This is a genomic window from Sediminibacillus terrae (assembly GCF_009602435.1).
Taxonomy (GTDB): domain Bacteria; phylum Bacillota; class Bacilli; order Bacillales; family Amphibacillaceae; genus Sediminibacillus; species Sediminibacillus terrae.
Map to the genome: position 1 here is coordinate 99555 of NZ_VZDQ01000028.1, position 23088 is coordinate 122642.

A 23088-nucleotide genomic window follows, 5' to 3' on the forward strand; every position below is an offset into this window, starting at 1 on the left:
TTTCCTCCCGCTGGAGTCTCCGGGTATTTTCTTCGCTAGAAACAGCTTTCTGTTTAGAAACGCGTGTACTCGAATTTTTTTATTCATAATACTCCATGCACCGTATCATCAAAGGACATAGCTGGGAAAACAAGGAAGAAGTTCAAGAGAAGGAGCAAATACAGAATTCCATCTTTCTTTTTATGAAAAGAAGTACATGTTTTCTGACAACCGTTTTTAAGATGGCTTGTTGGGTCTCAAAAAAAAAATTCTCTATACTTACGACAAGCAGCATGCTTCTTAGCGTAGGTAGCATACGCAGACTCCAGCGGGAACAGCGCGAGCTGAAGATCCACTTGGTAAAGGGCTTTTCTTTACCAAGTTAGCTGAAGCCGTGCCCGCGGAAAGCGAAGTATGCTACCGAAGCGGTGGGTAATTCGCTTTTTGAATAAGCAATGGAACTTCCCATTACAGTTACTGCGCAGTCTATAATTTTTATGACGAAACTTTCTTTTAAACAACCTTCTGTTAGCTGTACCTTTGCTTTACGAATCGATACGCAATGCGGGTCCCATGTAAAAAGGCCGCTTCAGTCAATTTGACTGAGGCGGCCCTTTAAATAAGATTAATGATCAGACGACATATTTTTCTTCTTCAATTATCCGCTTGGCGATTTCCCGCTTCTTGGCAATGACATTGGTCGGATCATGTCTTGTCAGCTTACGCATCGCGGACAGCATCATTCTCAATGTGTCCCCCTCTTCGCTTGCAATCAATGTTTCCTTAGCATTAGCTTCTACTCGATTGAACGCTTCCTGTACATATACCTGGGTATAAAGAAGCTTAAGCGAGCTCGCTTCCAATCCAGATTTGTTGATTGCTTTTTCTGTACGCAAGACGGCCGCTTCCATGTTATAAACCTCATTGACTATGTCAGCTATATTAGCAAGGATTTCCTGCTCTTGTTCCAGTTTATTCCCATATTTCTGTGCTGCTAGCCCAGCGGCCAGCAAGCCGATTTTTTTCGCGTTTTTCAACAGATATTTTTCCTGTTCCAGTGGCTCCGAACCCACTTCTTCCGGCATCAGCATCATCAATTCTTCCTGCAGCGCCTGGGCCTTTTGCAGCAATGGCAGTTCACCTTTCATTGCTTTTTTCAGAAGAGAACCAGGAACTAGCAGCCTATTGATTTCATTTGTCCCCTCGAAAATTCGCTGGATACGAGAGTCCCGGTACATCCGCTCCACTTCGTATTCCTGCATGAAGCCATAACCGCCATGGATTTGGACCGCTTCATCCGCTACAAAGTCCATCAGTTCTGTCGCAGAGACTTTATTCAATGAGCATTCCACCTGGTACTCCGCAATAGCCGCTGCAACGGCCTTGCCATCATTGAGTTCCTCGTTGCTCAGATTGCTCATCCGCTGTTCGAACAAACCGACTGTACGATACACCGCACTCTCGTTGGCATATGTTTTAGCGGCCATGGTAGCCAGTTTTTCCTGTATCAAAGAAAAGCGGGAAATTGGGGTATTGAATTGTTTGCGTTCATTGGCATACTTGGCAGACAACTCGATACCGATTTTTGAACCGCCAACACCGCCAATGGCCAATTTATAACGCCCGACATTCAAAATGTTAAACGCGATTACATGACCCCGGCCGATTTCACCGAGTACGTTTTCTACCGGAACCTCGGCATCTTCGAGAATGACCGTCCTCGTGGAGGAGCTTTTGATTCCCATTTTCTTCTCTTCAGCGCCTGTCGAAACACCCGGAAATTCTCTTTCCACAATAAAGGCTGTAAATTTCTCTCCATCAACTTTGGCATACACAATGAAAATGTCAGCAAAAGCCGAGTTGGTGATCCATTGTTTTTCTCCATTCAGCAAATAATGGGTGCCAGCTTCATTTAGTTTTGCTGTTGTTTTGGCTCCTAGGGCGTCCGAACCGGAACCTGGCTCCGTCAATGCATATGCGGCGAGTTTTTCACCTGTTGCCAAAAGTGGCAGATACTTTTGTTTTTGCGCTTCATTTCCGAAAAAGACGATTGGAAGGGACCCAATTCCGACGTGTGCTCCGTGTGTTACCGAGAATCCGCCGGCTTTCGAGAACTTTTCAGTAATCAGGGAAGAACTGATTTTGTCCAATCCCAATCCGCCATACTCTTCTGGAACATCGACTCCCAGAAGCCCAAGTTCTCCAGCCTGTTTCAAAAGTTGCACAGAATGTTCAAATTCATGGTTTTCCAGCTTATCGATTTTCGGAACGACTTCCCCTGCAACAAAGTCTTCAGTTGTCTTGGCAATCATATGATGCTCATCCGTGAAGTCTTCCGGAGTAATAATATCTTCCGGCTCTAAATCTTCTATGATGAATGCGCCGCCTTTAAACATTTTTTCTTTGGTTTCACTCATGTTTTTCGCCCCTTTTTCTTAATAGTAGAAAATACTAAACTAGTTCGAATACACCTGCAGCTCCCATTCCTCCTCCAATACACATGGTGACGACACCGAACTGTTCATTCCGGCGTTTCATTTCATGAATGAGGCTGAGCGTCAACTTTGTACCAGTGCAGCCAAGTGGATGCCCGAGTGCGATAGCGCCTCCGTTCACATTGACTTTATCCTCATCCAGTTCCAGAGCCCGAATGACACGCAACGACTGGGAAGCAAACGCTTCGTTTAATTCAAACAATCCAATATCAGAGAGATCCAAACCAGCTAACTTCAAGGCTTTCGGGATGGCCTTTATCGGACCGACTCCCATGATTTCCGGTTCCACTCCCGCTAATGCGAACGAACGGAATTTAACCAGCGGCTTCAGTCCCTCTGCTTCCGCTTTTTCCCTGTCCATCACCAACACGGAAGCAGCGCCATCGCTCATTTGTGAAGAATTGCCGGCTGTTACAGTTCCTTTCAGCGCAAATGCTGGCTTCAATTTGGCCAGCACTGCTTCTGTCGTAGCGGCGCGGACCCCTTCGTCTTTACTGAACAGGAATGTTTTTTCTTCAACTTTGTTATCCTGACCGATTTGCCTTGCGGTAACTTCTACCGGAACTACTTCGTCATCAAACTTACCCTCTTTCAGAGCATTGGCTGCTTTTCGATGGCTGTTGGCCGCAAATGCATCCTGATCCTCACGGGATATATCGAACCTTCGGGCCACTTCTTCAGCAGTATGACCCATTGCCATATAATAGCCTGGTGCATTTTTCACCAGCTCCAAATTAGGTTTGATGACATGGCCGCCCATTGGTATCAAACTCATTGATTCGGCCCCGCCAGCGATGATAGCATCGCTATGTCCCAGCATGATTCGTTCTGCTGCATAAGCGATGCTTTGCAGGCCGGACGAACAATAGCGATTGACTGTTATGCCGGGGACATCCAATGGCAATCCTGCCAGTCCGGCGATGTTACGGGCCATATTCATGCCCTGTTCAGCTTCCGGCATTGCACAGCCGATAATCACATCATCGATATTGCCTTGATATCCGTCAGCCCTCTTCAACGTTTCTTTGATAGTCAAAGCTGCAAGATCATCGGGACGGACATTGGCTAAAGCACCTTTTTTAGCCTTTCCGACCGGTGTTCTCGAGCCAGAAACAATCACTGCTTCCTTCACAGCACTTCCCCCTCTTCTAAATAAATATGGCATTAGTTACGCAATGGTTTTCCCTTGAGCAGCATGTGCTGCATCCTTTCCTGTGTTTTTCTCTCACCGATCAGGCTTAGAAACGCTTCCCGTTCCAAATCCAGTAAGTATTGTTCATCGACAAGCGTTCCCGACTGCAGGCGTCCACCCGCGAGCACAAATGCCAGTTTATCTGCAATTTTCACATCATGCTCCGATGCATACCCCCCAAACGCCAGTGACTTGGCCCCCAATAACATGGCGGAATATCCGGCCTCACCCACGACAGGAATTTTCTCCCGTTTTGGCGGCTCGTACCCTGCCTTGCTCAATGCAAGCACTTTTTGCTTGGCGTCATGAAGTAAATGGTCAGTATTGACACTGATTGCATCACGTTTGTTCAGAAAACCGTTCTCATGCCCTTCAGCTGCCGACGTTGAAACCTTGGCAGTAGCAATTGTCTCAAAAACTTTATTGGCAGCTTTCTGCAAATCAAACTCGATCCCCTGTGGCAAATCTCTTACTTGCTTGATGTATAGTTCTTTATTGCCGCCGCCTCCAGGAATCAGGCCAACCCCGGCTTCCACCAGCCCAATATACGTTTCTTGCGCTGCCTGAATCGAACTGGCCGGCAGGCAAACCTCTGCACCTCCGCCGAGTGTCATTCCAAACGGCGCAGCCACAACTGGTTTTTCTGCATATTTGACTTTCATCATGGCATTTTGAAAATGTTTCACGACCATTTCTATTTCAAAGAAATTATGATCCTGTGCTTCCATGAGCATCATCGCCAGATTGGCTCCCACGCAGAAGTTTTTCCCCTGGTTGCCGATGACCAGACCCTGGAAGTTCTTTTCAACTTCTTCTACGGAGTAGTTGATCATCTGGATGATGTCAAGACCGATGGCGTTGCTCTTTGAGTGAAACTCTAAACCGGCCACCCCGTCACCCAAGTCAATTAAGCTTGCTCCCGTGTTTTTCTTGATGACTCCCTTTCTTTCCTTCAAGCCCTTAATATGAATCTCTTTCTGGTTTACCTGCTTTTGTCGATATTCGCCATCCCGATAATAAAGCAGATTTCCTCCATCTGTTTTATAGAAAGATTCCGCCCCATTGGCAAGCATCCGTTCTATCCATCCCGGGACAGTTTCGCCATCAGCTTTCATGCGTTCTACTGCTTTTCCGACACCGATTGCATCCCACATTTCAAATGGTCCTAGTCTCCAGCCGAATCCCCACTTCATTGCTTCATCAATCGAAAGGATGTCGTCTGCGATTTCTCCAGTGAGTCGCGCAGCATACAGCAATACTGGTTTCGTAATGGACCAAATTAAATCACCTGCCGGATCACCTTCCGAATATACAAGCGCTTTCATTTTTCTGCCGGGACCTTTTTCTTGTTTGGCTTGTTCTGTCGCCTTGGTTTTCAACTTCTTACGCTCCTGATATTCCAAAGTTCCCGGGTTCAATTCATAGATTGTACTGCTGCCGCCTTGTTTTTTCTTCAAGTAGAATCCCTGACCGCTTTTTTGGCCCAGCCAGCCTTTCGCATTCATGGTTTGCAGGAATTCCGGGATTTCGAAAACCTGTTTTTCGTCTCCTTCCACCTGGTCATAGACATTTTTAGCAACATGGATAAAGGTGTCGAGTCCTACAACATCCAGCGTACGGAAGGTGGCGCTTTTCGGTCTCCCGATCATGGGCCCGGTGATCGAATCCACTTCACCGATGCTCAATCCCTGTTTCTTCATCTCTCTCACTGTTACAAGAAGCCCATAAGTCCCGATGCGGTTGGCGATGAAGTTTGGTGTGTCTTTCGCCTCGACTACTCCTTTACCGAGGATGTCTTCCCCAATTTGCTTCATTTCACGTAAAACCTGCTCATCCGTCCATTTGGTCGGAATGACTTCGAGCAGTTTCAGATAGCGTGGAGGATTGAAAAAGTGCGTCCCGAGAAAATGTTGTTTAAAATCATCCGAACAGTCTTCAGCCATTTTTTCTATGGAAATGCCCGACGTATTGGAACTGACAACGGCTCCCGTTTTCCGGTACTTGTCTACATTCTGGAAAACCTGCTTTTTCACTTGAAGATTTTCCACGACCACCTCGATGATCCAGTCGACTTTTCCAAGCACATCAAGGTCATCCGACATATTTCCTGTATGGATCAAATCAAGACTGCCTTTGCTGGTAAGCGGTGAAGGTTTTTGTTTTAACAACGCTTTTTTGCTTGTATCCGCAAACTTATTGCGTATCACTTTGTCTTCTAAGGAAAGTCCCTTGCCCTGCTCCTCATCCGTCAATTCCTTGGGTACGATATCGAGCATCCAAGTTTCAATGCCGACGTTTGCCAAGTGTGCCGCTATTCCGGATCCCATCACTCCTGATCCCAAAACGGCTGCACGTCTGATTTTTCGAGTCATTCCTTTATCCCCCTATCATTTTGAATGAATACTCATTCACTATGCGTGTAAAAAAAGTAGATAGTTCCCTATCTGCATCTAATTCAACTATAAGGTATTTTCAGATATTTCGCAATCATTTTTTCCCGGTTCCATGCAGATTTTATAGTGGCCCGGACAAAAGCATACCCACCAAAGCAAAAAACGAACTCTATACACCGAGCGAGTCCGCCCGATACTTTTATTTGTCTATTCCTTGGATTGACTTCTTTTTATCCTGTCATTTGATGCGTGCTTCGTATCGCTGCATTTTCGTGAACTGATTTCCATATGATAAAGACAGGATGAACCATATTCTTCTATTGGGTAATAGGTGCGGGATTAGGCAAAGCGGAAATCCCGCCAGAAGAAAAGGCATCTCCGGCGGGATGAGCGCAAGCTGAAAACCGACTTGGCAAGCCGCCGGTTAGCTGCAGCCGTGGCCGCAGAAAGCGAAGTACCTTGCCATCGTGGAAAATCGCACTTTCATAATAAAAGAGTAGAACGCTGAAATCATTCGGTTGTCCCAGTCGCTCGTGGTCTATTTACCGAAGACTCCTTTAAGAACGAATGCCACATTTGCCGGCCGTTCGGCCAGGCGCCGCATAAAATATCCATACCAGTCTGTACCATAAGGAACGTAAACTCTCATTTTATATCCTTCGGCAGTCAGTTCCTCCTGCCTATCGATTCGGATTCCGTAAAGCATTTGAAATTCAAATTGATCCCTGGGAATGTCATGTTCTTTCTCCAAATGCTTTGTGTATGCGATCATTTCATCGTCATGAGTAGCAATGGCAGTGTAATTCCCATTCAACAAATGCATTTTGATGATTTTCTTATAATTCTCATCCACGTCCTGTTTATCCGGAAAAGCAACCTTCGGTGACTCTTTGTACGCGCCTTTGACCAGCCGGAGATTCGGATGATAAGCATTCAGTTCCTCTATGTCTCCTACAGTACGGTATAAATATGCTTGAATGACGGTACCGATATTATCGTACTCTTCCTTTAACTCTTTAAATATATCGATCGTCTTTTGGCAGCGCTCGTAGTCTTCCATATCAATCGTCACAAAAACACCGTGTTTTTTTCCTGCAGCGAGAATTTTCCGCATGTTTTCCATCACCAATGCTTCCGATATATCCAGTCCCATGGAAGTCATTTTTAAAGATAGCTGAGAGTCCAGCTTCTGTTCGGCAATTTTTTCAATCATTTCCACACATTCATCAGCCGCCTGGCGTGCTTCTTGTTCGCTGTCGATAAACTCTCCAAGATGATCAACAGTAACAACCATCCCTTTTTGATTCAATTGCTCAATGACCTTTGCGGCGTTATCCACCGATTCCCCAGCTACAAAACGGCCGGCCCCGAAGCGTAGACCATACCTTTTAGCCAACTTGGTGAAAAACTTGTTTTTGGATAAAAATAAAAAGAAGTTACGCAGGATTTGTTCCATTATAAGCCCCCCCAGTAATCATCCAGTACAGCGGAACCGCTTTCTTAATTAAACGCAAACTCAGCAAAACGGTTGCTTATCTATATCCGCCGCAGCCGATGTGAAAACTTTCAAACTAGTATGCTTTCTTGTACTATTCTATCATTTTTACGGGGAAAGAGGTACTTTTTGCATACAAAATTCATCACGATGTTGCAAGCAGAATAACCACGCACCTACCCGGCAATAATAAAACGGGAACCGACAGTCTTTTTTTAAGGAGGAATTCGCTTGAACCAACAACCTATGCAGCAGCCGCCGAATATGATTAGCGAAAAAGATTTACTTTACATCACCGATATGCTGTCCTGGAATTTGAATGCCAGCAAAAAAGCCAACTTTTATGCTGAACAGTGCCAATTACCGGAAATAAAGCAGGCGCTTGATACAACCGCCAAGATGCATCAGCGCCACTATCAGCAGATTCTCAGCCATTTGAACACCCAGCCCGGGAATGTCATTTAGAAAGGGGATTAGCATGAATCAGCAACAGAAAGTGCAAAATCCGGAAACACAAGTACCGAAGACACCGCAAATGAGTGAAAGAGATTTTGTCAATGATGTATTGGCTTCAGAGAAATATTTGACCGGCGCATACAGTATTGCTTTGAACGAGGCGAGCAATCAAGGGCTGTATCAGGACTTGGCAGCTATATGCAAAGAAACCCAGGATTGCCAGCGAACCCTTTACAACTTGATGTTCAAGAACGGCTGGTATTCTCTTGAAAAAGCCGATCAGCATAAGATTCAACAAGCCTATCAGCAATACAGCGGATATTTGAATCAGTTGCCACCACAGTGACTGGAAGTCCGCTTTACAGCCTACTGTTGCCATTACTCCAAATGCGATAAACAGCCGATGCTTCTGAGCTTCGGCTGTTTTTTTCGGAAATGCAGCACGCTCTGTTGGCTTGATTCTCGTCGAGCCTCTGTGCCTCTATGTGCCTCCTGAATTGTCCCTCTCCTTAAACATGTCTCTCTGTATGTCACTTATATCAGGTGGAGCCTCCGTCGGCTATTGTCATATGATAGAGATGGATGTAGGACTTTAGAATTATAATGTCGAATTGCGTCCTTCAGAAAGCGTTCTCCTTCTATGCAACGCGAGTGCTTGCATGCGATTCGACTTAATACTCTGCAGTCCAAGAAACCGGCTTATAACAGAATGGTTCTTTTGATTCCTTACACTTACTAAGTTGTTAATCTAATGAGGTAACTGGCTTCCCTAGTCTTTGGAATCATCGACTTCATATTGTTGCCAATAAGTGAATCTACAATGAATTGAACTAGTTCTTACCGTTTTTCTGCAACTGTTTGCTAATGACAACTACTGTTAAGCAATCGTTTCTCCACGAACGTAAAATACTTTCAGGGCACCATAGGAGGCAGTTAGCAAACCATATACCGGGGGGAGGGAATAATGTGATTACGGTGGCCTACCAGTCAAAGGACGTCTGTTTCCTGAAAACATTCGGAAGTCGGCTGCGGCGATATCGGCTTCATCAACGGATGACGCAAGAAGAATTAGCTGAGTTGGCTGGATTTTCGAGATCATATTACACAGAAATTGAAACCGGCAAGCGGAATATATCCTTACTGAATATCCGCAGGCTAGCCGAGGCACTCGATATTCCCGTCAAGGAGTTATTCGATTTTCCTTTCGAGTAAAACAAATGGGAGGTATTTATATGAAAGCTAAGTCCATTTCTCAAGTGCTGCCGGAAGAACGTTTGGCAGAAGATATTTATGCCGGTGATACGTTGATCATCAAAAAAGGGACGAAAATGACCCCAAGACTGATCAACCGTTTAAAAAAACGAGGAATAAAAGAATTGAAGGTTATTGAACCGAATACTTCGACAGCGGCTAACGAAAACCAACCAAATACTATGGGGATCACTGCAACACAGCCGCTAGAAACCAACCGAGGGCAATACTCAGAAGAAGAACTGGGAAAACATTTTTTTCACATTCTCGAAAAAATAGGCTATGAATATCGCTATGGAAAGTTGTTGAACAGACAAGAAACAGTGCTGTTTCTAAAACAACTATTCATTAACATTCATAAAAATTACGGTATAACCGACACACTTTCTGCTCTATATAAATGGGATTCTTATGCATATATCCATTCCTTCGATGTTTTTGTCCTAGGGAGCCTCATGGCAGAAAAACTAACTGTCACTGACCTGGAGACCTGCGCAGCTGGTTTTCTTTTTCATGATATCGGAAAAATTGAAACACCACGAGAAATACTACATAAACAAGCTAAACTGACCGGTGCGGAATTCAAGCAAATCCAGAAGCATACGACAGACGGAGAAAGGCTGCTTCAATCCCTAGGGTATGAACAGTTGGGCGCTTTCGCCCGCTCCCATCACGAACGTTTGGATGGTTCCGGTTATCCGGATGGTCTAAGTGGCGGTCAGCTGCCATTAGAATTGCGAATCTTATCCATTGTGGATGTCTTCTCTGCACTCACATTGAAGCGCGCCTACAAAGAAGAAGTGCCGGCATATGAAGCGATTAAGATATTGTTAAAGGATCAAAAGCAGTTTGATTGGCATATACTTTATCATTTTATCGATGCACTTATGATTTATCCGTATGATGCAACGGTACTCCTATCCAATAACGAGCAGGCAAAAATTTCAAGCGTCAGTAAATACTATCCTACCGTTCCACAGGTACGCTTGTTAAAGGGAGGTGGTGATTTTTCACTTCCGACCAACTTTTCGCTCACAGTTCAAAAAATTCTGGCTTTCCAGCCTAAATCGGACGAGCAATTGTTCCGTGAATTTTTGGACAACCTTTCATCCGGTGACCAAAACGAAGTCAAAGCCTTGTATCAGACTCTTTCTGATGGTCTTCATTACCATCATATCTTTGAAAAAATATTGTTTCCAGCCGTGGCCAAACTCAATCAAATGGCAGCTATTGATGAGTTGTCATCAGTTGCTTACCATAAAAGCACGCAAATAGTAACAGAGTTATTGATCCAAATTGAACAAGAGACGGAGCGTTATACAACTTGCAGGTCAAGTGCTTTAATCCTTTACCCAGCGGAAGAAACTGCCTACTTGTACGCCAGGCTGCTATCTGGATTTTTACGTTTGGAGGCTGTGCAAGCCAAACTGGTGACAGAATCTGCTGCCAATCTGAATCAGTACTTTTTTTCAGATAAACAGCCGGCCGATCATATCCTACTCCTTAACTTTCCGAATGACGATCCCGACAGCTTTATGAACCAATACCCTCGATTAGCGCTCTCCTCTTTCAATGAATATAACACACAGGTTCTTCAGGAACTCTTCCAGAAAAACAAGAGAGTATTTATCGATATCATAGCGACAGATTCAGTGATCCAAGTCTAAATCCCTCGTTCACTGACATTTATGGACTGCAAAAGCATTACTTAACGCCGTCCTTCTGTCTTCATCTGATGGCTCGCCAATTTGGCGAGTTTTTCTTTACCCCGCACTATTTATAGGGTATTTCCTATGATGTCCCTTGCCTTTCCCGGACTCCTCCCCAAGTAAAACGGAATCGTTATTATTTACAAACCATAATCATTACGATAGAATGAAGAGTATTCATTTTTAAGTCAGGAAAGACAATAAGTATAGTAAGAAATCTTGTTTACCACATAAATAGAAACTTGAAGAAACGAGGACAATGATGAAGTGGAAGGTAGTATTGATCCTTTTATTCAGCGGCATCTTGCTGCAAGCTGGATGCAGCCCCTCCCCTGATAATTATGGGGAGAAAGCGGAGCACACCATTTATACGACGGTCTATCCTATTCAATACATTATTGAAAGATTGGCCGGTGACTTTGTAGAGGTAACAACCATATACCCTCCTGGTGCGGATGCCCATTCTTACGAACCTACTGCCAAAACAATGACCGATATTGCCGAGGGCTATGCTTTCGTATATCTCGGCGAAGAATTGGAATCATTCGCCTCCACGACAGCTGAAGCTTTGCAACAAGAAGAGGTTCGGCTGATCGGCCTGGCAGGATATGAAGAGTTGTTTCATACTGCAAGCGAAAGTACTGCGGATCATGACAGCAATCATGCTGAATCGAAACATCATAGCCACGACCATGGAAGCCACGATCCCCATATTTGGCTTGATCCTCTGCGAATGCAGGAAATGGCTGGTATTATCGAAAAGCGATTAACGGACATATACCCGAACCATGAAGCTGTTTTACAGCAAAATCTTTCGTCATTACAAGAAGATTTAACGAAATTGGATAACCAATTCCTTAATACGTTAAGTAAGAGCAAGCATAAGGAAATTTTGGTTTCCCATGCCGCATATGGTTATTGGGAAGATCGTTATGGAATCAGACAGATTGCCGTTAATGGCATATCCAACAGCAGTGAACCATCTCAGCAGGATTTGATCAACATTATAGAACAGGCAAAGAATCTCGGAATGGATTATGTCATTTTCGAACAAAATGTCCAGGACAAAGTATCAAAAGAAATTCAAAGGGAAATAGACGGCAAAGCCCTGCAAATTCATAATTTAGCCGTCCTGACCGAAGAAGATATCAATCATGGGGAAGATTATCTATCCCTGATGAAACAAAACCTTCAAGTGCTCCAGAGAGCTACAGACCGAACAACAAAGGAGGATGGATGAATGAAGAACACAGTGATCTCCATGCAAAATGTCGATTTCTATTATGATCACAAACCAGCTTTGCAACATATCAATTTCGAGATTCCCCAAGGAGCATTCATGGGGCTTGTCGGCCCTAACGGCGGGGGGAAAACCACCCTCATCAAGCTGATTCTCGGTTTATTAAAACCTCAACATGGATCAATCGAGTTACTGGGCACTCCGATCAACAAATTCAAAAGCTGGAATAAGATTGGTTTTGTATCTCAAAAAGCAAACACCTTTAACCGAGGGTTTCCAGCCACAGTGGAAGAGGTCGTATCAATGGGCTTGACTGCCAAGGTCGGTTATCTTCGCTTTTTCTCCCGAAGTCACCGGGAAAAAATAAAGCAGGCAGTCGATCAAGTAGGCATGGGCGCTTACCTTCATGAGAATATTGGTGATTTATCCGGAGGTCAGCAACAGCGTGTATTTATCGCCAGGGCACTTGTAAGCGACCCGGAACTGTTGATTCTTGATGAGCCGACTGTCGGGGTAGATACGGAGCATGTCCAAAAGTTTTACGGATTGCTGCACAGACTCAATCAGGAAAAAAACATCACCCTGCTGCTGGTCACCCACGATATAGGAACCATGACACACCATGCGACAAATATAGTATGCTTGAATAAAACGATGCATTTCCACGGAAACGCGGATCAGTTTTCTTCTTTATCCGACGCCGAACTGTCCAATTATTACGGCCATGCCTTAAATTTGGTGTCCCATGAGCATTAAGGAGCGTAGTCAACATGTTAGCTAATTTTTTTCAATACGAATTTTTACAAAATACTTTATATACCGGTTTGTTGATCGGTTTGATCGCTCCACTACTCGGTTCGTTCATCGTAGTCAGACGGCTTTCCCTGATCGCCGACGCCCTCTCCCATGTGACACTGGCCGGGATTGCGTTCGGTTTACTGATCGAAAAGAAATTTGCCGCCGGCTTTATTACCCCTTTCTACAGCGGGATGGGTTTTTCGGTGATTGCCTCCATATTCATCGAACAGCTGCGAAGTGTATATAAAGCCTATCAGGAACTTGCCATCCCCATCATTTTGTCTGGCGGAGTCGGTTTGAGCGTTGTGTTCATCTCGCTTGCCGATGGTTTCAACACCGATTTATTCAATTACTTGTTCGGATCGGTGTCTGCGGTCAGCCGTTCTGATTTGTGGACCATTATCGTTATTTCTGTGATTGTACTTGCAGTCTTGTTCTTATTTTTTAAGGAGCTGTTTATGTTATCATTTGACGAAGAACATGCAGTCGTTTCAGGTATTCATGCTAAACGGATTCATTTCTTATTCATTTTATTGACGGCACTTGTGATTGCAGCTTCTATCAGGATTGTCGGTGTGCTGCTTGTGTCTGCACTGATGACCTTGCCGGTAGCAGCAAGCATCCGGCTCGCGAAAGGATTCAAGCAATCCATTATACTGTCTGTTGTTTTTGGAGAAATCTCTGTGATTGCCGGATTGGTTTCCGGTTACTATTTTGAAATACCTCCCGGAGGAACAATCGTGATGACCTCTATTATCATTTTGTTGGCGGCATTGACCGTAAAACGTCTCCGGATGAATTTCTTTACAAGGAGGACGCAGCAATGAACATGGAAGAAGCATTGGTTATCTTGAAACAGAAGGGATATAAGTACACCCAGAAAAGAAAGGATATTTTGTCTTATTTCGACCAGGAAGACGGTTACCGCAGTGCGAAGGATTTGTTGAATTTCATGGAGCCATCGTACCCGGGCATCAGTTTTGATACGATTTACCGGAATCTTCATTTGTTCGACGAACTGGCGATTTTGGAATCAACCGAGCTGGAAGGGGAAAAACTCTTCAGAATCAGCTGCGTCGGTCACCATCATCATCATTTCATCTGCAAGCAATGCGGGATTACCAAAGAAATCGAAACGTGTCCGATGGATAATGTCAAAGGGGAATTGGGCGGTTTCCAAGTTGAGGACCACAAGTTTGAAATTTATGGGCGTTGTCCGTCTTGCCAGGCTTCCTGACGATTTGATCCAGCAAACAGGATTGACAGGGTCTTCTAAAGTAAACGTAAATCTCACCAAGATATAAAAAGGGCTGTCCAATTTTTCTAGGACAGCCCTTTTTCTTATAAAAGCAAAGGACGCCGACTTTCATCCATGGCTATTTTTCATTTTTTCCATTATCGTGTGAGTACGAAATAACTGTCGATTCAGTGTTTTATAGTACGGTCGATTTCATCTTTGTTGTTGGTGAAACCGGTATAAATGATATTCTTCTTTTTTCCGATGATGCCTTCTTGCTCAATTACGATAGTCGGCACTAGGTTTGTACCGGCTGTTGACTGCAGCTGTCTTTGTTTTTCTTCGGATTCAGTAATGTCGACTTCAACGTACGGTACCTGGTCCTTCGACAAAAACTCTTTCAGCGACTGGCTTTCTTGACAAGCTGCTTTCGTATAAATCTTTACCACTTGTTTCACCTTTATCGTCTCCTTTTACCAGATAAATTAGCCTGGAACAGGGCCAGGTCCCTTTTTCACCGCAAACTGAGCCAACTATCTTTATGTTGTTTTGTTGCCCGATTCCCAGTTTATCCAGCCGTGAAACCGATTACGTACAATTTCTTACAAAAGTACTATGGTCAGTGGATCAAGCATGATTTAATGCCTATATAGGTGAAACAAAGGCACTACTTACAAAGTTAACTGATCACGGCCAACTTCTACAATCAATTTTATTCTTCCAATACCTTTCACATGCCCAGCTTTTTTTCATTATAAACTCCTTTTTCTCGTATGTATGGTTAAGACCCTTGATTTTCTCTGGCACGACTCCTTTCATCTAAAGCTGCCGGGGAAATATAATCTCTTTCCGCGGACGACGCATCCATCCGGACATTCCTTCAGTCCTTTTCCGCCTGTCTTTCCTCACTTGTCTTAAACAACCATTCATCCAATCTGTTCTTTAAGGCATGCGTTTCTTTTAAACGGGGATGGATTTGCTTTTCAACCTAGCGCCGCCCTTCTTCTTAAAGTCGGAATGGTTTTTTCCACAAAACCCCAAAATCGCATGAAGTGAAATCGGTCTGCAATGACCCGAATCCGCATCACGACAGGGAACCCCGCCACATCTCGTATAGAGACAAAAGAATCAAAGAAAACACCGCCTTTTCACGAGGTCAGATTCCCTTATAGAAAAGGCGATGTTTTTTATTAGGATTTCAGTCACTAAAATAGATGCATGACCATTATGCCACGACTTTTTCAATCACTTTCATTTCTTCATGATCAAGCATATTCTTTCCTTCTACCTGATAAACTTCCTTGTTCATATATGATTCCATATCTTTTGCCTCTTCTTTTTCCCCTACAAGATAGATGCGGTCCCATTGATTGTCTTTGGCGAGTTTATCCAGCTTCGGTGCCAGTCCTTTATACCAGCGCTGCTGGTTTGCGCTCACTCTCGCATCAAAGCTGTCGCGGCTTGGGTCCTTACCGCCTTTTCCCATGGACATCGGTCGTTTTTGTTCAGCAGTATATTCACGCCAGTCCTCTGTATCCAGATCCAGTTCATAATGCTTCGTTTCCAGGATGGCACCCAATTCTGCTTCAATCACTTTTACTTGGTTCTGTTGCACTAGTATGATACCCGATTTCGGAAACTTGTTCCTCAATTCTTTCAGTTGGTCTGTAACAGGGGCATCTTCCCAATGAAACTCCGTTTGCAAGCGCATTTGAAGCCGCTCGGCAAACCATACCTGTTCGTCTGCAGAAGCAAATAAAACGATGCCTTTTTTAAATGCCTGTTCATTCCCTTGTACAAAGCGTTCCACTTTTTCACGGACCGCTTGAAAATTTTTCAATTCTTGATTGTCTCCACTTTCCTTCAGATAACTTTCAAAATGGTTTAGCCCGTTTTTTAAGTGAATTTTCCATTCTCCGCCTTGTTGCTCGGGATCAGAAGGGTCCGTATTCAGATACATGGAGAGCACTCTGTTGGGACGTTGTAACTGGATATTTTCCAATTGCTTCAGCTGTTTATCGAATTTCATCAAGACTCACTCCTTTAGAAGTGTTATCCATTTATATAAAGTGTGTATCCTTTCATCCAAAAACCAAAACCTGTTTCGATCGTTGCTCCTAGCGGTTATGGAAAAAGGAAGAAACCGGAGGCGGTGTATTTTTACGTATAGTTGGAAACATGATAAACTTATTACCTAATCTCCAGAAAGAGAAGGATCATATGGCCAAAAAAGTAAAAGCACAGATAATTCAGTTCAGTTTTATCGGTCTGGCCAACGCCGCCATCGATATCGGCGTACTAAATCTATTGTTATGGATATGGCCGACAGAAGAAACACGAATGCTGTTTATCTTCAACACCATCGCTTACTTTCTAGCGATAATGAACTCCTATATATGGAATGTAAAATATACATTCAGTCATCATGCCCGGATAAACACAAAGGAATTGGGTTTATTCTCATTACAGGCGATTGTTGCCTGGGTCATCAACAACGTGGTTTTTATCGGCCTGAGCAAACTGCTATTCCAGATTTCCGCTCTGTCGTTGCCAAGCTTTTTTGTACACAATGTCGCCAAAGGGGCCGCAATGTTCCTTTCGTTTTCCACCAGTTTTCTCTTGATGAAATTTATCGTCTTCCGCAAGAAAAAAGTAAAAAAAGTCATAGAAAAAAGATAAGGACGGATATCCCCGCTCTTATCTTTTTTGTTCAACTACTTCACAATCATCACAGGACAATTTGCCCGTTTTGCCACTTTGTGACTGACACTTCCCAATACCATTTCCTGCAAGGAATTCAATCCGCGGCTGCCAATCACGCAAACATCAAACGCTTTCTCATTGGCATGTTTTACGATGCTTGGCCCGGGATCCCCGTGCAGAATGTTGATCTGATAACGAACTCCGGCATGTTTTAACTTTTGCTCTGTGAATGCGAGTTTTTCCTTCCGCTTCAAATCAATATCGGCGGCATTCCAATTTTGCAAAACGTCTGCCTTTGATTTGTCCCTGTCCACTACATATACCACTTCGATGAAAGCGTTTGAATTATTTCGGGTCAAAAACAATGCCTTTTCCACAGCCCTGATAGCATGTTCAGAGCCGTCTGAAGCTAATAATATTTTATCAAACATTCTATGTCCTCCAGAAAAAAGATTTCCTATCCCAATTATAACAAAGATTCTCTTCTCTTAAAGATGGAGTTCTTTGGCGAAAAAAACAGGACAGGAGCTTTATTCAGCATCCTGCCCTCCTCTATCAATGATTGGCCGCTTTTGCGTCTGGTTTATTATAAACCGCGCGCTTCTCGACCAATATAGAACTCTCGTGATTCAAACCTATAATATTTACTTTTGTTCCATTATCCTGATACTTCAAAACAACTTTATCGATTGCGCCGACAGCTGAATCGTCCCATAGGTGCGCTGCTTTTAAATCGATATCTATTTCCTCGCATGATTCTTTGTAATCGAACGAAGCTACAAACTCATTGACGGAGGCAAAAAATAATTGACCTGTCACCACATAGACTTTTTTACGTCCTGCTTCCACCTGTAGACTGTGGACATGGACCTTGGATATCTTGGCGGCGAAGAAGATGGCGCTCAATAAGACACCTACCAGTACACCGATTGATAAATTGTGGGTCAGCACAACAGCTGCCACCGTGACAACCATGACGACTGCGTCCGTTTTCGGCATCAAGTGCAAATGCCGGAGCGATGACCAATCGAAGGTACCGATCGAAACCATAATCATCACACCAACCAGGGCGGCCATCGGTATTTGCACCAATAAATCATTGAATACCATGATCAGAATCATCAGGAAAACCCCCGCAGTCAAGGTGGATAAACGGCCAGTGCCCCCCGACTTCACATTGATAACGGATTGACCGATCATGGCACAGCCTGCCATACCACCAAAAAATCCGGCAACAACATTGGCGATTCCCTGTCCTTTTGTTTCTTTATTCTTATCACTTTCTGTATCCGTCATATCGTCGACGATTTGGGCAGTCAGAAGGGATTCCAACAATCCCACTACAGCGAGTGCCAAGGAATAAGGAAAGATGATCATCAATGTTTCCAAATTCAGCGGGATATCCGGCAGTAAAAATAACGGAAGCGCTTGGGTCAGCTCCCCCATATCTCCAACGGTCCGGACTTCGCTTCCCGTATAGACCGCTATTAAGGTGATGACGACGATGGCAACTAGAGGAGCAGGTACAGCTTTAGTAAAACGCGGAAGAATATAAATAATGGCCAATGCTCCTGCCACCATCGCATACATCTGCCAAGACTCACCGACAAAATGCTGTAATTGTGAAGTGAAAATCAAAATGGCCAGTGCGTTTACAAATCCGATCATCACCGATCTTGGGACAAATTTCATAAACCTGGCAAGCTTGAATATTCCCATCACAATCTGGATAATACCTGTCAAAATCGTAGCAGCCAATAAATACTGCAAACCGTGTTCAGCGACCAAGGTGACCATGACCAACGCCATCGCTCCAGTTGCTGCGGAAATCATTCCCGGTCTGCCGCCGACAAAAGCAATTACGACGGCAATACAAAAGGAAGCATATAAACCGACCATCGGATCGACACCGGCTATAATCGAAAAAGCAATTGCTTCCGGAATTAATGCCAAGGCCACGACCATCCCAGCTAATATGTCTCCCTTGATATTGCCAAACCAACTCTGTTTAATTGCAGATAGATTCAACACGACACCTCTTTCATTTCTATTTTAAACTTTCCGCAAGAAAGTAAATCCGCTCAAAACAAATTGAATCTTACCACACCGAACCGAATAAGACAAATCCCATGTAAACGTAAATCATAAAGCGATTCCTTTCATTTTCTTTCCTTTACTCTATTTATCGGCAATTTTTGTAATCGGAGTTTTTTGGCTCAAGCTTTTTTAGTTTCTGTCAATAATTTTTATCATTTCGTACAGAATAAGCTTGAACGTATATTCCAGTATGAAAGGAAAGAATACAATGGAACATGTAAGAGCGCTTGTCATCAAATTTGCAGTCACCGGAATTGTCCTTTACTCGATTTTAGGCATTTTTTATACTGCAACGGCAGGGGATATCTTTATCATCACACTGCTTGTCACCGGAGTCGCCTACTTGCTTGGAGATCTATTCATCCTGCCGCGTTTCGGCAACCTGACTGCCTCCATAGCCGACTTTGGGCTTGCATTTGCTTCCGTTTGGATATTGAGCACCTTCTTTATCGGGAATGACGTCGCCGTTGTCAATGCCTCCTTGTTTTCGGCCCTGTTTATTGCAGCAGCTGAAGTCATTTTTCATATGTACATGCAAAACAGAGTGCTGGATGATGAACCGGATTACGAAGAAGCAAACAGACAAACGACTGCTCGTCTACAAACAGAATTTGCAGAAGAAAATGAAGGGCAGGACATTATCGAATTACAGGACGGGAAAACGGACGAAAAGAAGGATGAATAATCGGCCGTCCATGCCAGATTGTCAATTTTACCACTGGTGAAGGCGGCCGTTTCAGAGTGGACTTAAAGAACTACACTTTGTATAGAAGGTCACAGGCTTCTTCTGCAAGAAGCAGCCCAATCGACTGGTTTTGTTTCCATATCGCAGGATAATGTTCAACAGGAACTGGCCTGGGACCGATGTATGGAGAAATTTCAGGGGTGAACGCCGGTCTTTTCATTTCTGTTAAAAACCAATCAGTGTAGCCGCCCCCGCTTGGATCGGGACCTGGATCGACCAGACGATAACCGGTTTGTCCGCTTATCTTTTCAGCTATTTCACGGCTGATAGCCAGCAGTTTCCCATCGATTTTGTACTTCCAGTATATTTCCTCTCCAGACGAATGGTAAGCAGCAGCGATGTGGAAACGATGCTTTTTCGTGAAATGGTAAACAGCCTTTGCTTCTGGTTCATTCAGTGGGTAAGGCCCTTTGTGATTCATAGGACCTGGTCTGTCGACGGTCGGTTTGATTGTTTCCCAGCCTGCCGGATATTGTCGATTGAGATCTACCCCTCTTATGTTTGCCTTCCATCCCGCAAATTCAGTTTGGTTATCGTTGAGCCGTAAAACGGTGTCTGGCTGCTTGGCGGCTTGGGCACCCTTTTGCACCAAGGTGACGCCATCAGGATTGACCATCGGTATAAACCAGATGGAAGCCTTACTGAGAAGATCACGAATCTCAAAACCGGAGATGGTTTCTTTTTTAGTCCAAGCCAAGGAGTAAGCCTCCGCCATTTGCATCAATAAATAGGAGGTCAGCCATTCCCTTGCATGATGGGATCCGTTTAAAAGCACTTTTGCCTTTCCTGTTCCCACTCTGAAAGCATAAAGGGGTCTGCCTTCCACTGATTCGCCGATTATTTCAGCTTGAAAGATGTCTGGATAACGTCTCACCAATTCTTGAATATCCGCTTCCATTTTCTCAAAAGTGTATAGGGAATCCTTTGTTAACATGTGCGTCATAGAAATGCCTCTCCTTGATTTATTGGTTTCTGACGTAAGGAATGATTTGCATCCCATCCGTAAAGTGGTACTATATATGTATATTAACAAAAGATTCGATAGGTGATGGAGTTCACCTTTAACCGCCGACGTGCTGATGACTCCTGCCAGTGTACATTCTGGCAGGAGTCATTTTTGCATTGGAAAATATTGGAGGTTTTGTATGATTTATTTTTATGTAGGAATAGCCGGGTCGCTTGGTGCCATGTTGCGATATGGAGTCGGACTGGCATTTTACCAAGCCGATGCAGTATTTCCTGTTTCTACTTTAATCATCAATTTGGCGGGGAGTTTTCTGCTGGCATGGCTGACAGCGTCCATTTTCCATGCTGTGAAGCTATCTCCCGCAATGAAAACAGCAATTGGAACAGGGTTTGTCGGTTCTTTTACCACGTTTTCGACATTGAGTGTGGAAACAATCAATTTATTTCAGGATGAAAGGCAGCTGCTCGCCGTATTTTATGTCTTGATCAGTATATTCGGCGGCCTTGCAATGAGCAAGCTGGGGTACCGGGCGGTAGTGAGGAGTGAATCTGAATGAACGGATTACTATTTATTCTGGTGGCAATCGGCGGGTTTATTGGTGCAATCGCCCGCTTTGCAATCAGTCAACAGCTGAAACACCATGTTCGATTTACCATTCCGGTTGCGACAGTATTTGTAAATGTCATAGGATCTTTTTTGCTCGGATTATTGAACGGCCTCCATGTAAGTGAATATATGTTGCTTCTGGCTGGAACTGGTTTTTGCGGTGCCTTCACTACTTTTTCCACTTTCAAACTGGAAGCAGTCCAACTCCATCTGAGAAAGCAAAAAAGAGCATTTATTTTCTATACTATTTTCACTTATGCAGGCGGAATCGCTCTTGCTTTTATCGGTTATCAGCTCGGTTCGCTCTTCCATTAATCAAAGAAGCCGGGTCAAGCATCGTGATAAAAACATATAAACCGAACGATTATCCCAGTCGTTCGGTTTTTTGATTAGCAAGAAGTGAACAGTTCTACCCTTCACGTTTCCACTCCGGAAAGATGCGAAACACGCATCAAATCAAGTTGAGAGAAAGTTCAGCCCAGGTGCTTTCTTATCCTGCCAACAGCATTATCAAACAGACTTCAACGCTTTTCCGGCAAGCATTTGAATAACCATATCATCCATTGGCGGGTTATGAAGACCTGCTCTCACATTACGATAATATTGTTCAAATTTGTACTGCTTAGACAACCCTCTACCTCCGGCAATACGGAGTGCCAAATCGACCACTTCATTTGCCGCATTGGTAACGGATGTCTTCACTGCAGCAAGCTCTGTTCCAAGTTGCTCTCTCGATTCGGGATATTCATCCCATTTGCGTGCGACACCGTACATGAAATAATGTGCCTGCACTAACTTCAAATCCATCTCACCGATTTTTTGCTTGATGTGCGGGACTTCTGAAATAGTAGTTTTCAGGCTGTTCGGTTGATAATTTTTAGCGAAGGTGACAGCATCATTGCGGGCAGCGACTGCAATTCCCAAATAACATGCCGGGATGTGCAGCAGCCAGCCTTTTGGTTTTGATGATTTACCTTGATTCAATTCAACTAAAGCCTGTTGGGGCAATTTTACATTTTGCAATACCAAATCATCACTGCCGGTTCCGCGCATTGCCATGGTATCCCAAGTATGTTCCACCTCGAGGCCACGGGTGTTCCGCGGAATTAAAAAAGAACCGATTGCTTCTTTTTCTTCTATATAAGCAGTAACAAGATAGTAGTCAAGTACGCTGGCCATCGTTGTAAACGTTTTTCTGCCGTTGACGATATAGTGCTCCCCTTGTCTGACTGCTTTTGTTTCTGGTATGCCGCCGCGAGTCGGACTGCCTGTAGCCGGCTCGGATGCAGCCCGATTGACAACCAGTTTTTTCTCACCGATTTCCCGTGCGAAAGCTTCAAATTGATCTTGGCTCCATAGCTGTTGTTCACTGAGTTCCATCACAACTCCCATGTGCCAGCCAATTGACAACGCTGCAGAACCGTCTCCTTCCGCAAGTCTTTCCTGCATCATCAGCAATTCGCTCAAATTGATGTGTTTTCCGCCAAATTTCTCTGGAAGTGGCAACGTGACATATCCCGTTTGTTTTAAATCTTCCAGATTATCCTTTGAAAATTCAGCACTTTGTTCTGTTTCTTCCGTTCTTTGTTTAAATTTTGCCGCCAAGCTTTCTGCTGTTTCCAGCATTTCCTGCTGGCGGTTGTTTTGGACGAATGAGTCCAAGAAGTAAGACACCCTTTATCACTCCTGTCCTTCGTATACTTACGGTCTGCTTCCATTTTACAA

At 44.1% G+C, this 23088-nt stretch carries 22 protein-coding genes and 1 riboswitch; of the genes, 12 read left to right on the forward strand and 10 right to left on the reverse strand.

What is annotated here, in order from left to right; genetic code table 11:
• Positions 1-611: 611 nt before the first annotated feature.
• From F6X55_RS18875 to F6X55_RS18890, 4 genes are all read right to left on the reverse strand, one after another.
• Complete coding sequence (locus tag F6X55_RS18875; RefSeq protein ID WP_153465298.1) at positions 612-2396, reverse strand: acyl-CoA dehydrogenase family protein; 1785 nt, start codon at positions 2394-2396, stop codon at positions 612-614.
• Positions 2397-2430: 34 nt separating this feature from the next.
• Complete coding sequence (locus F6X55_RS18880; protein WP_026569548.1) at positions 2431-3606, reverse strand: acetyl-CoA C-acetyltransferase; 1176 nt, start codon at positions 3604-3606, stop codon at positions 2431-2433.
• A gap of 32 nt (positions 3607-3638) precedes the next feature.
• On the reverse strand, positions 3639-6038 hold the full coding sequence (locus F6X55_RS18885) for a 3-hydroxyacyl-CoA dehydrogenase/enoyl-CoA hydratase family protein (RefSeq protein WP_153465301.1): 2400 nt from the start codon (positions 6036-6038) through the stop codon (positions 3639-3641).
• Between the two features lie 559 nt (positions 6039-6597).
• Complete coding sequence (locus F6X55_RS18890) at positions 6598-7515, reverse strand: proline dehydrogenase family protein (RefSeq protein WP_026569546.1); 918 nt, start codon at positions 7513-7515, stop codon at positions 6598-6600.
• 270 nt (positions 7516-7785) lie between these two features.
• Between F6X55_RS18890 and F6X55_RS18895 the strand changes: the two genes are divergently transcribed.
• The 8 genes from F6X55_RS18895 to F6X55_RS18930 all read left to right on the forward strand — a co-directional run bounded on the left by F6X55_RS18895 (position 7786) and on the right by F6X55_RS18930 (position 14245).
• The gene (locus F6X55_RS18895) at positions 7786-8019 is read left to right on the forward strand and encodes a spore coat protein (RefSeq protein ID WP_371069367.1); all 234 of its coding nucleotides are present in this window, start codon (positions 7786-7788) and stop codon (positions 8017-8019) included.
• Between the two features lie 13 nt (positions 8020-8032).
• Entirely contained in the window at positions 8033-8356 is a 324-nt protein-coding gene (locus F6X55_RS18900) for a spore coat protein (RefSeq protein ID WP_153465304.1), read from the forward strand.
• Between the two features lie 620 nt (positions 8357-8976).
• Positions 8977-9222, forward strand: coding sequence for a helix-turn-helix domain-containing protein (locus F6X55_RS18905; protein WP_051382217.1), 246 nt, complete (start codon positions 8977-8979; stop codon positions 9220-9222).
• A 20-nt stretch (positions 9223-9242) separates the two neighbouring features.
• Positions 9243-10928, forward strand: a complete 1686-nt coding sequence (locus F6X55_RS18910) for an HD-GYP domain-containing protein (protein ID WP_026772361.1) — start codon at positions 9243-9245, stop codon at positions 10926-10928.
• 304 nt (positions 10929-11232) lie between these two features.
• Entirely contained in the window at positions 11233-12210 is a 978-nt protein-coding gene (locus F6X55_RS18915; protein WP_237648715.1) for a metal ABC transporter solute-binding protein, Zn/Mn family, read from the forward strand.
• Positions 12211-12966, forward strand: coding sequence for a metal ABC transporter ATP-binding protein (locus F6X55_RS18920; RefSeq protein WP_026569540.1), 756 nt, complete (start codon positions 12211-12213; stop codon positions 12964-12966).
• A gap of 14 nt (positions 12967-12980) precedes the next feature.
• Positions 12981-13835: a metal ABC transporter permease gene (locus tag F6X55_RS18925; protein WP_026569539.1), complete on the forward strand. Its 855-nt coding sequence runs from the start codon at positions 12981-12983 to the stop codon at positions 13833-13835.
• Entirely contained in the window at positions 13832-14245 is a 414-nt protein-coding gene (locus F6X55_RS18930) for a Fur family transcriptional regulator (RefSeq protein ID WP_153465309.1), read from the forward strand. Before F6X55_RS18925 ends, F6X55_RS18930 begins: the two co-directional genes overlap by 4 nt.
• 188 nt (positions 14246-14433) lie before the next feature.
• Here the strand turns inward: F6X55_RS18930 and F6X55_RS18935 are convergent, their stop codons facing one another.
• Together F6X55_RS18935 and F6X55_RS18940 are read right to left on the reverse strand one after the other, a co-directional pair.
• Positions 14434-14703, reverse strand: coding sequence for a glutaredoxin family protein (locus F6X55_RS18935; RefSeq protein ID WP_026569538.1), 270 nt, complete (start codon positions 14701-14703; stop codon positions 14434-14436).
• A 767-nt stretch (positions 14704-15470) separates the two neighbouring features.
• On the reverse strand, positions 15471-16274 hold the full coding sequence (locus tag F6X55_RS18940) for a VLRF1 family aeRF1-type release factor (RefSeq protein ID WP_026569537.1): 804 nt from the start codon (positions 16272-16274) through the stop codon (positions 15471-15473).
• Between the two features lie 191 nt (positions 16275-16465).
• Here F6X55_RS18940 and F6X55_RS18945 point away from each other — a divergent pair, with 191 nt between their 5' ends.
• Positions 16466-16924 (forward strand): GtrA family protein, encoded by a 459-nt coding sequence (locus F6X55_RS18945; protein WP_153465311.1) that lies wholly within the window; start codon positions 16466-16468, stop codon positions 16922-16924.
• Positions 16925-16959: 35 nt separating this feature from the next.
• On the opposite strand, the gene F6X55_RS18950 is transcribed toward F6X55_RS18945, so the two are convergent.
• Complete coding sequence (locus F6X55_RS18950; protein ID WP_153465313.1) at positions 16960-17379, reverse strand: universal stress protein; 420 nt, start codon at positions 17377-17379, stop codon at positions 16960-16962.
• Between the two features lie 124 nt (positions 17380-17503).
• Positions 17504-18976, reverse strand: a complete 1473-nt coding sequence (locus F6X55_RS18955) for a SulP family inorganic anion transporter (RefSeq protein WP_153465315.1) — start codon at positions 18974-18976, stop codon at positions 17504-17506.
• 277 nt (positions 18977-19253) lie between these two features.
• Here F6X55_RS18955 and F6X55_RS18960 point away from each other — a divergent pair, with 277 nt between their 5' ends.
• Positions 19254-19730 (forward strand): YndM family protein, encoded by a 477-nt coding sequence (locus F6X55_RS18960; RefSeq protein ID WP_026569533.1) that lies wholly within the window; start codon positions 19254-19256, stop codon positions 19728-19730.
• A 70-nt stretch (positions 19731-19800) separates the two neighbouring features.
• On the opposite strand, the gene F6X55_RS18965 is transcribed toward F6X55_RS18960, so the two are convergent.
• The gene (locus F6X55_RS18965) at positions 19801-20733 is read right to left on the reverse strand and encodes a M14 family metallopeptidase (RefSeq protein WP_161993117.1); all 933 of its coding nucleotides are present in this window, start codon (positions 20731-20733) and stop codon (positions 19801-19803) included.
• A gap of 92 nt (positions 20734-20825) precedes the next feature.
• A riboswitch (Fluoride riboswitch) is annotated at positions 20826-20886 on the forward strand.
• A gap of 49 nt (positions 20887-20935) precedes the next feature.
• Between F6X55_RS18965 and crcB (F6X55_RS18970) the strand changes: the two genes are divergently transcribed.
• The gene (crcB, locus tag F6X55_RS18970; protein ID WP_153465320.1) at positions 20936-21313 is read left to right on the forward strand and encodes a fluoride efflux transporter CrcB; all 378 of its coding nucleotides are present in this window, start codon (positions 20936-20938) and stop codon (positions 21311-21313) included.
• The gene (crcB, locus tag F6X55_RS18975) at positions 21310-21678 is read left to right on the forward strand and encodes a fluoride efflux transporter CrcB (RefSeq protein ID WP_026772353.1); all 369 of its coding nucleotides are present in this window, start codon (positions 21310-21312) and stop codon (positions 21676-21678) included. The genes crcB (F6X55_RS18970) and crcB (F6X55_RS18975) overlap by 4 nt, the downstream gene beginning before the upstream one ends.
• Positions 21679-21873: 195 nt before the next feature.
• Here the strand turns inward: crcB (F6X55_RS18975) and F6X55_RS18980 are convergent, their stop codons facing one another.
• Positions 21874-23037 (reverse strand): acyl-CoA dehydrogenase family protein, encoded by a 1164-nt coding sequence (locus F6X55_RS18980; RefSeq protein ID WP_237648716.1) that lies wholly within the window; start codon positions 23035-23037, stop codon positions 21874-21876.
• Between the last annotated feature and the right edge of the window lie 51 nt (positions 23038-23088).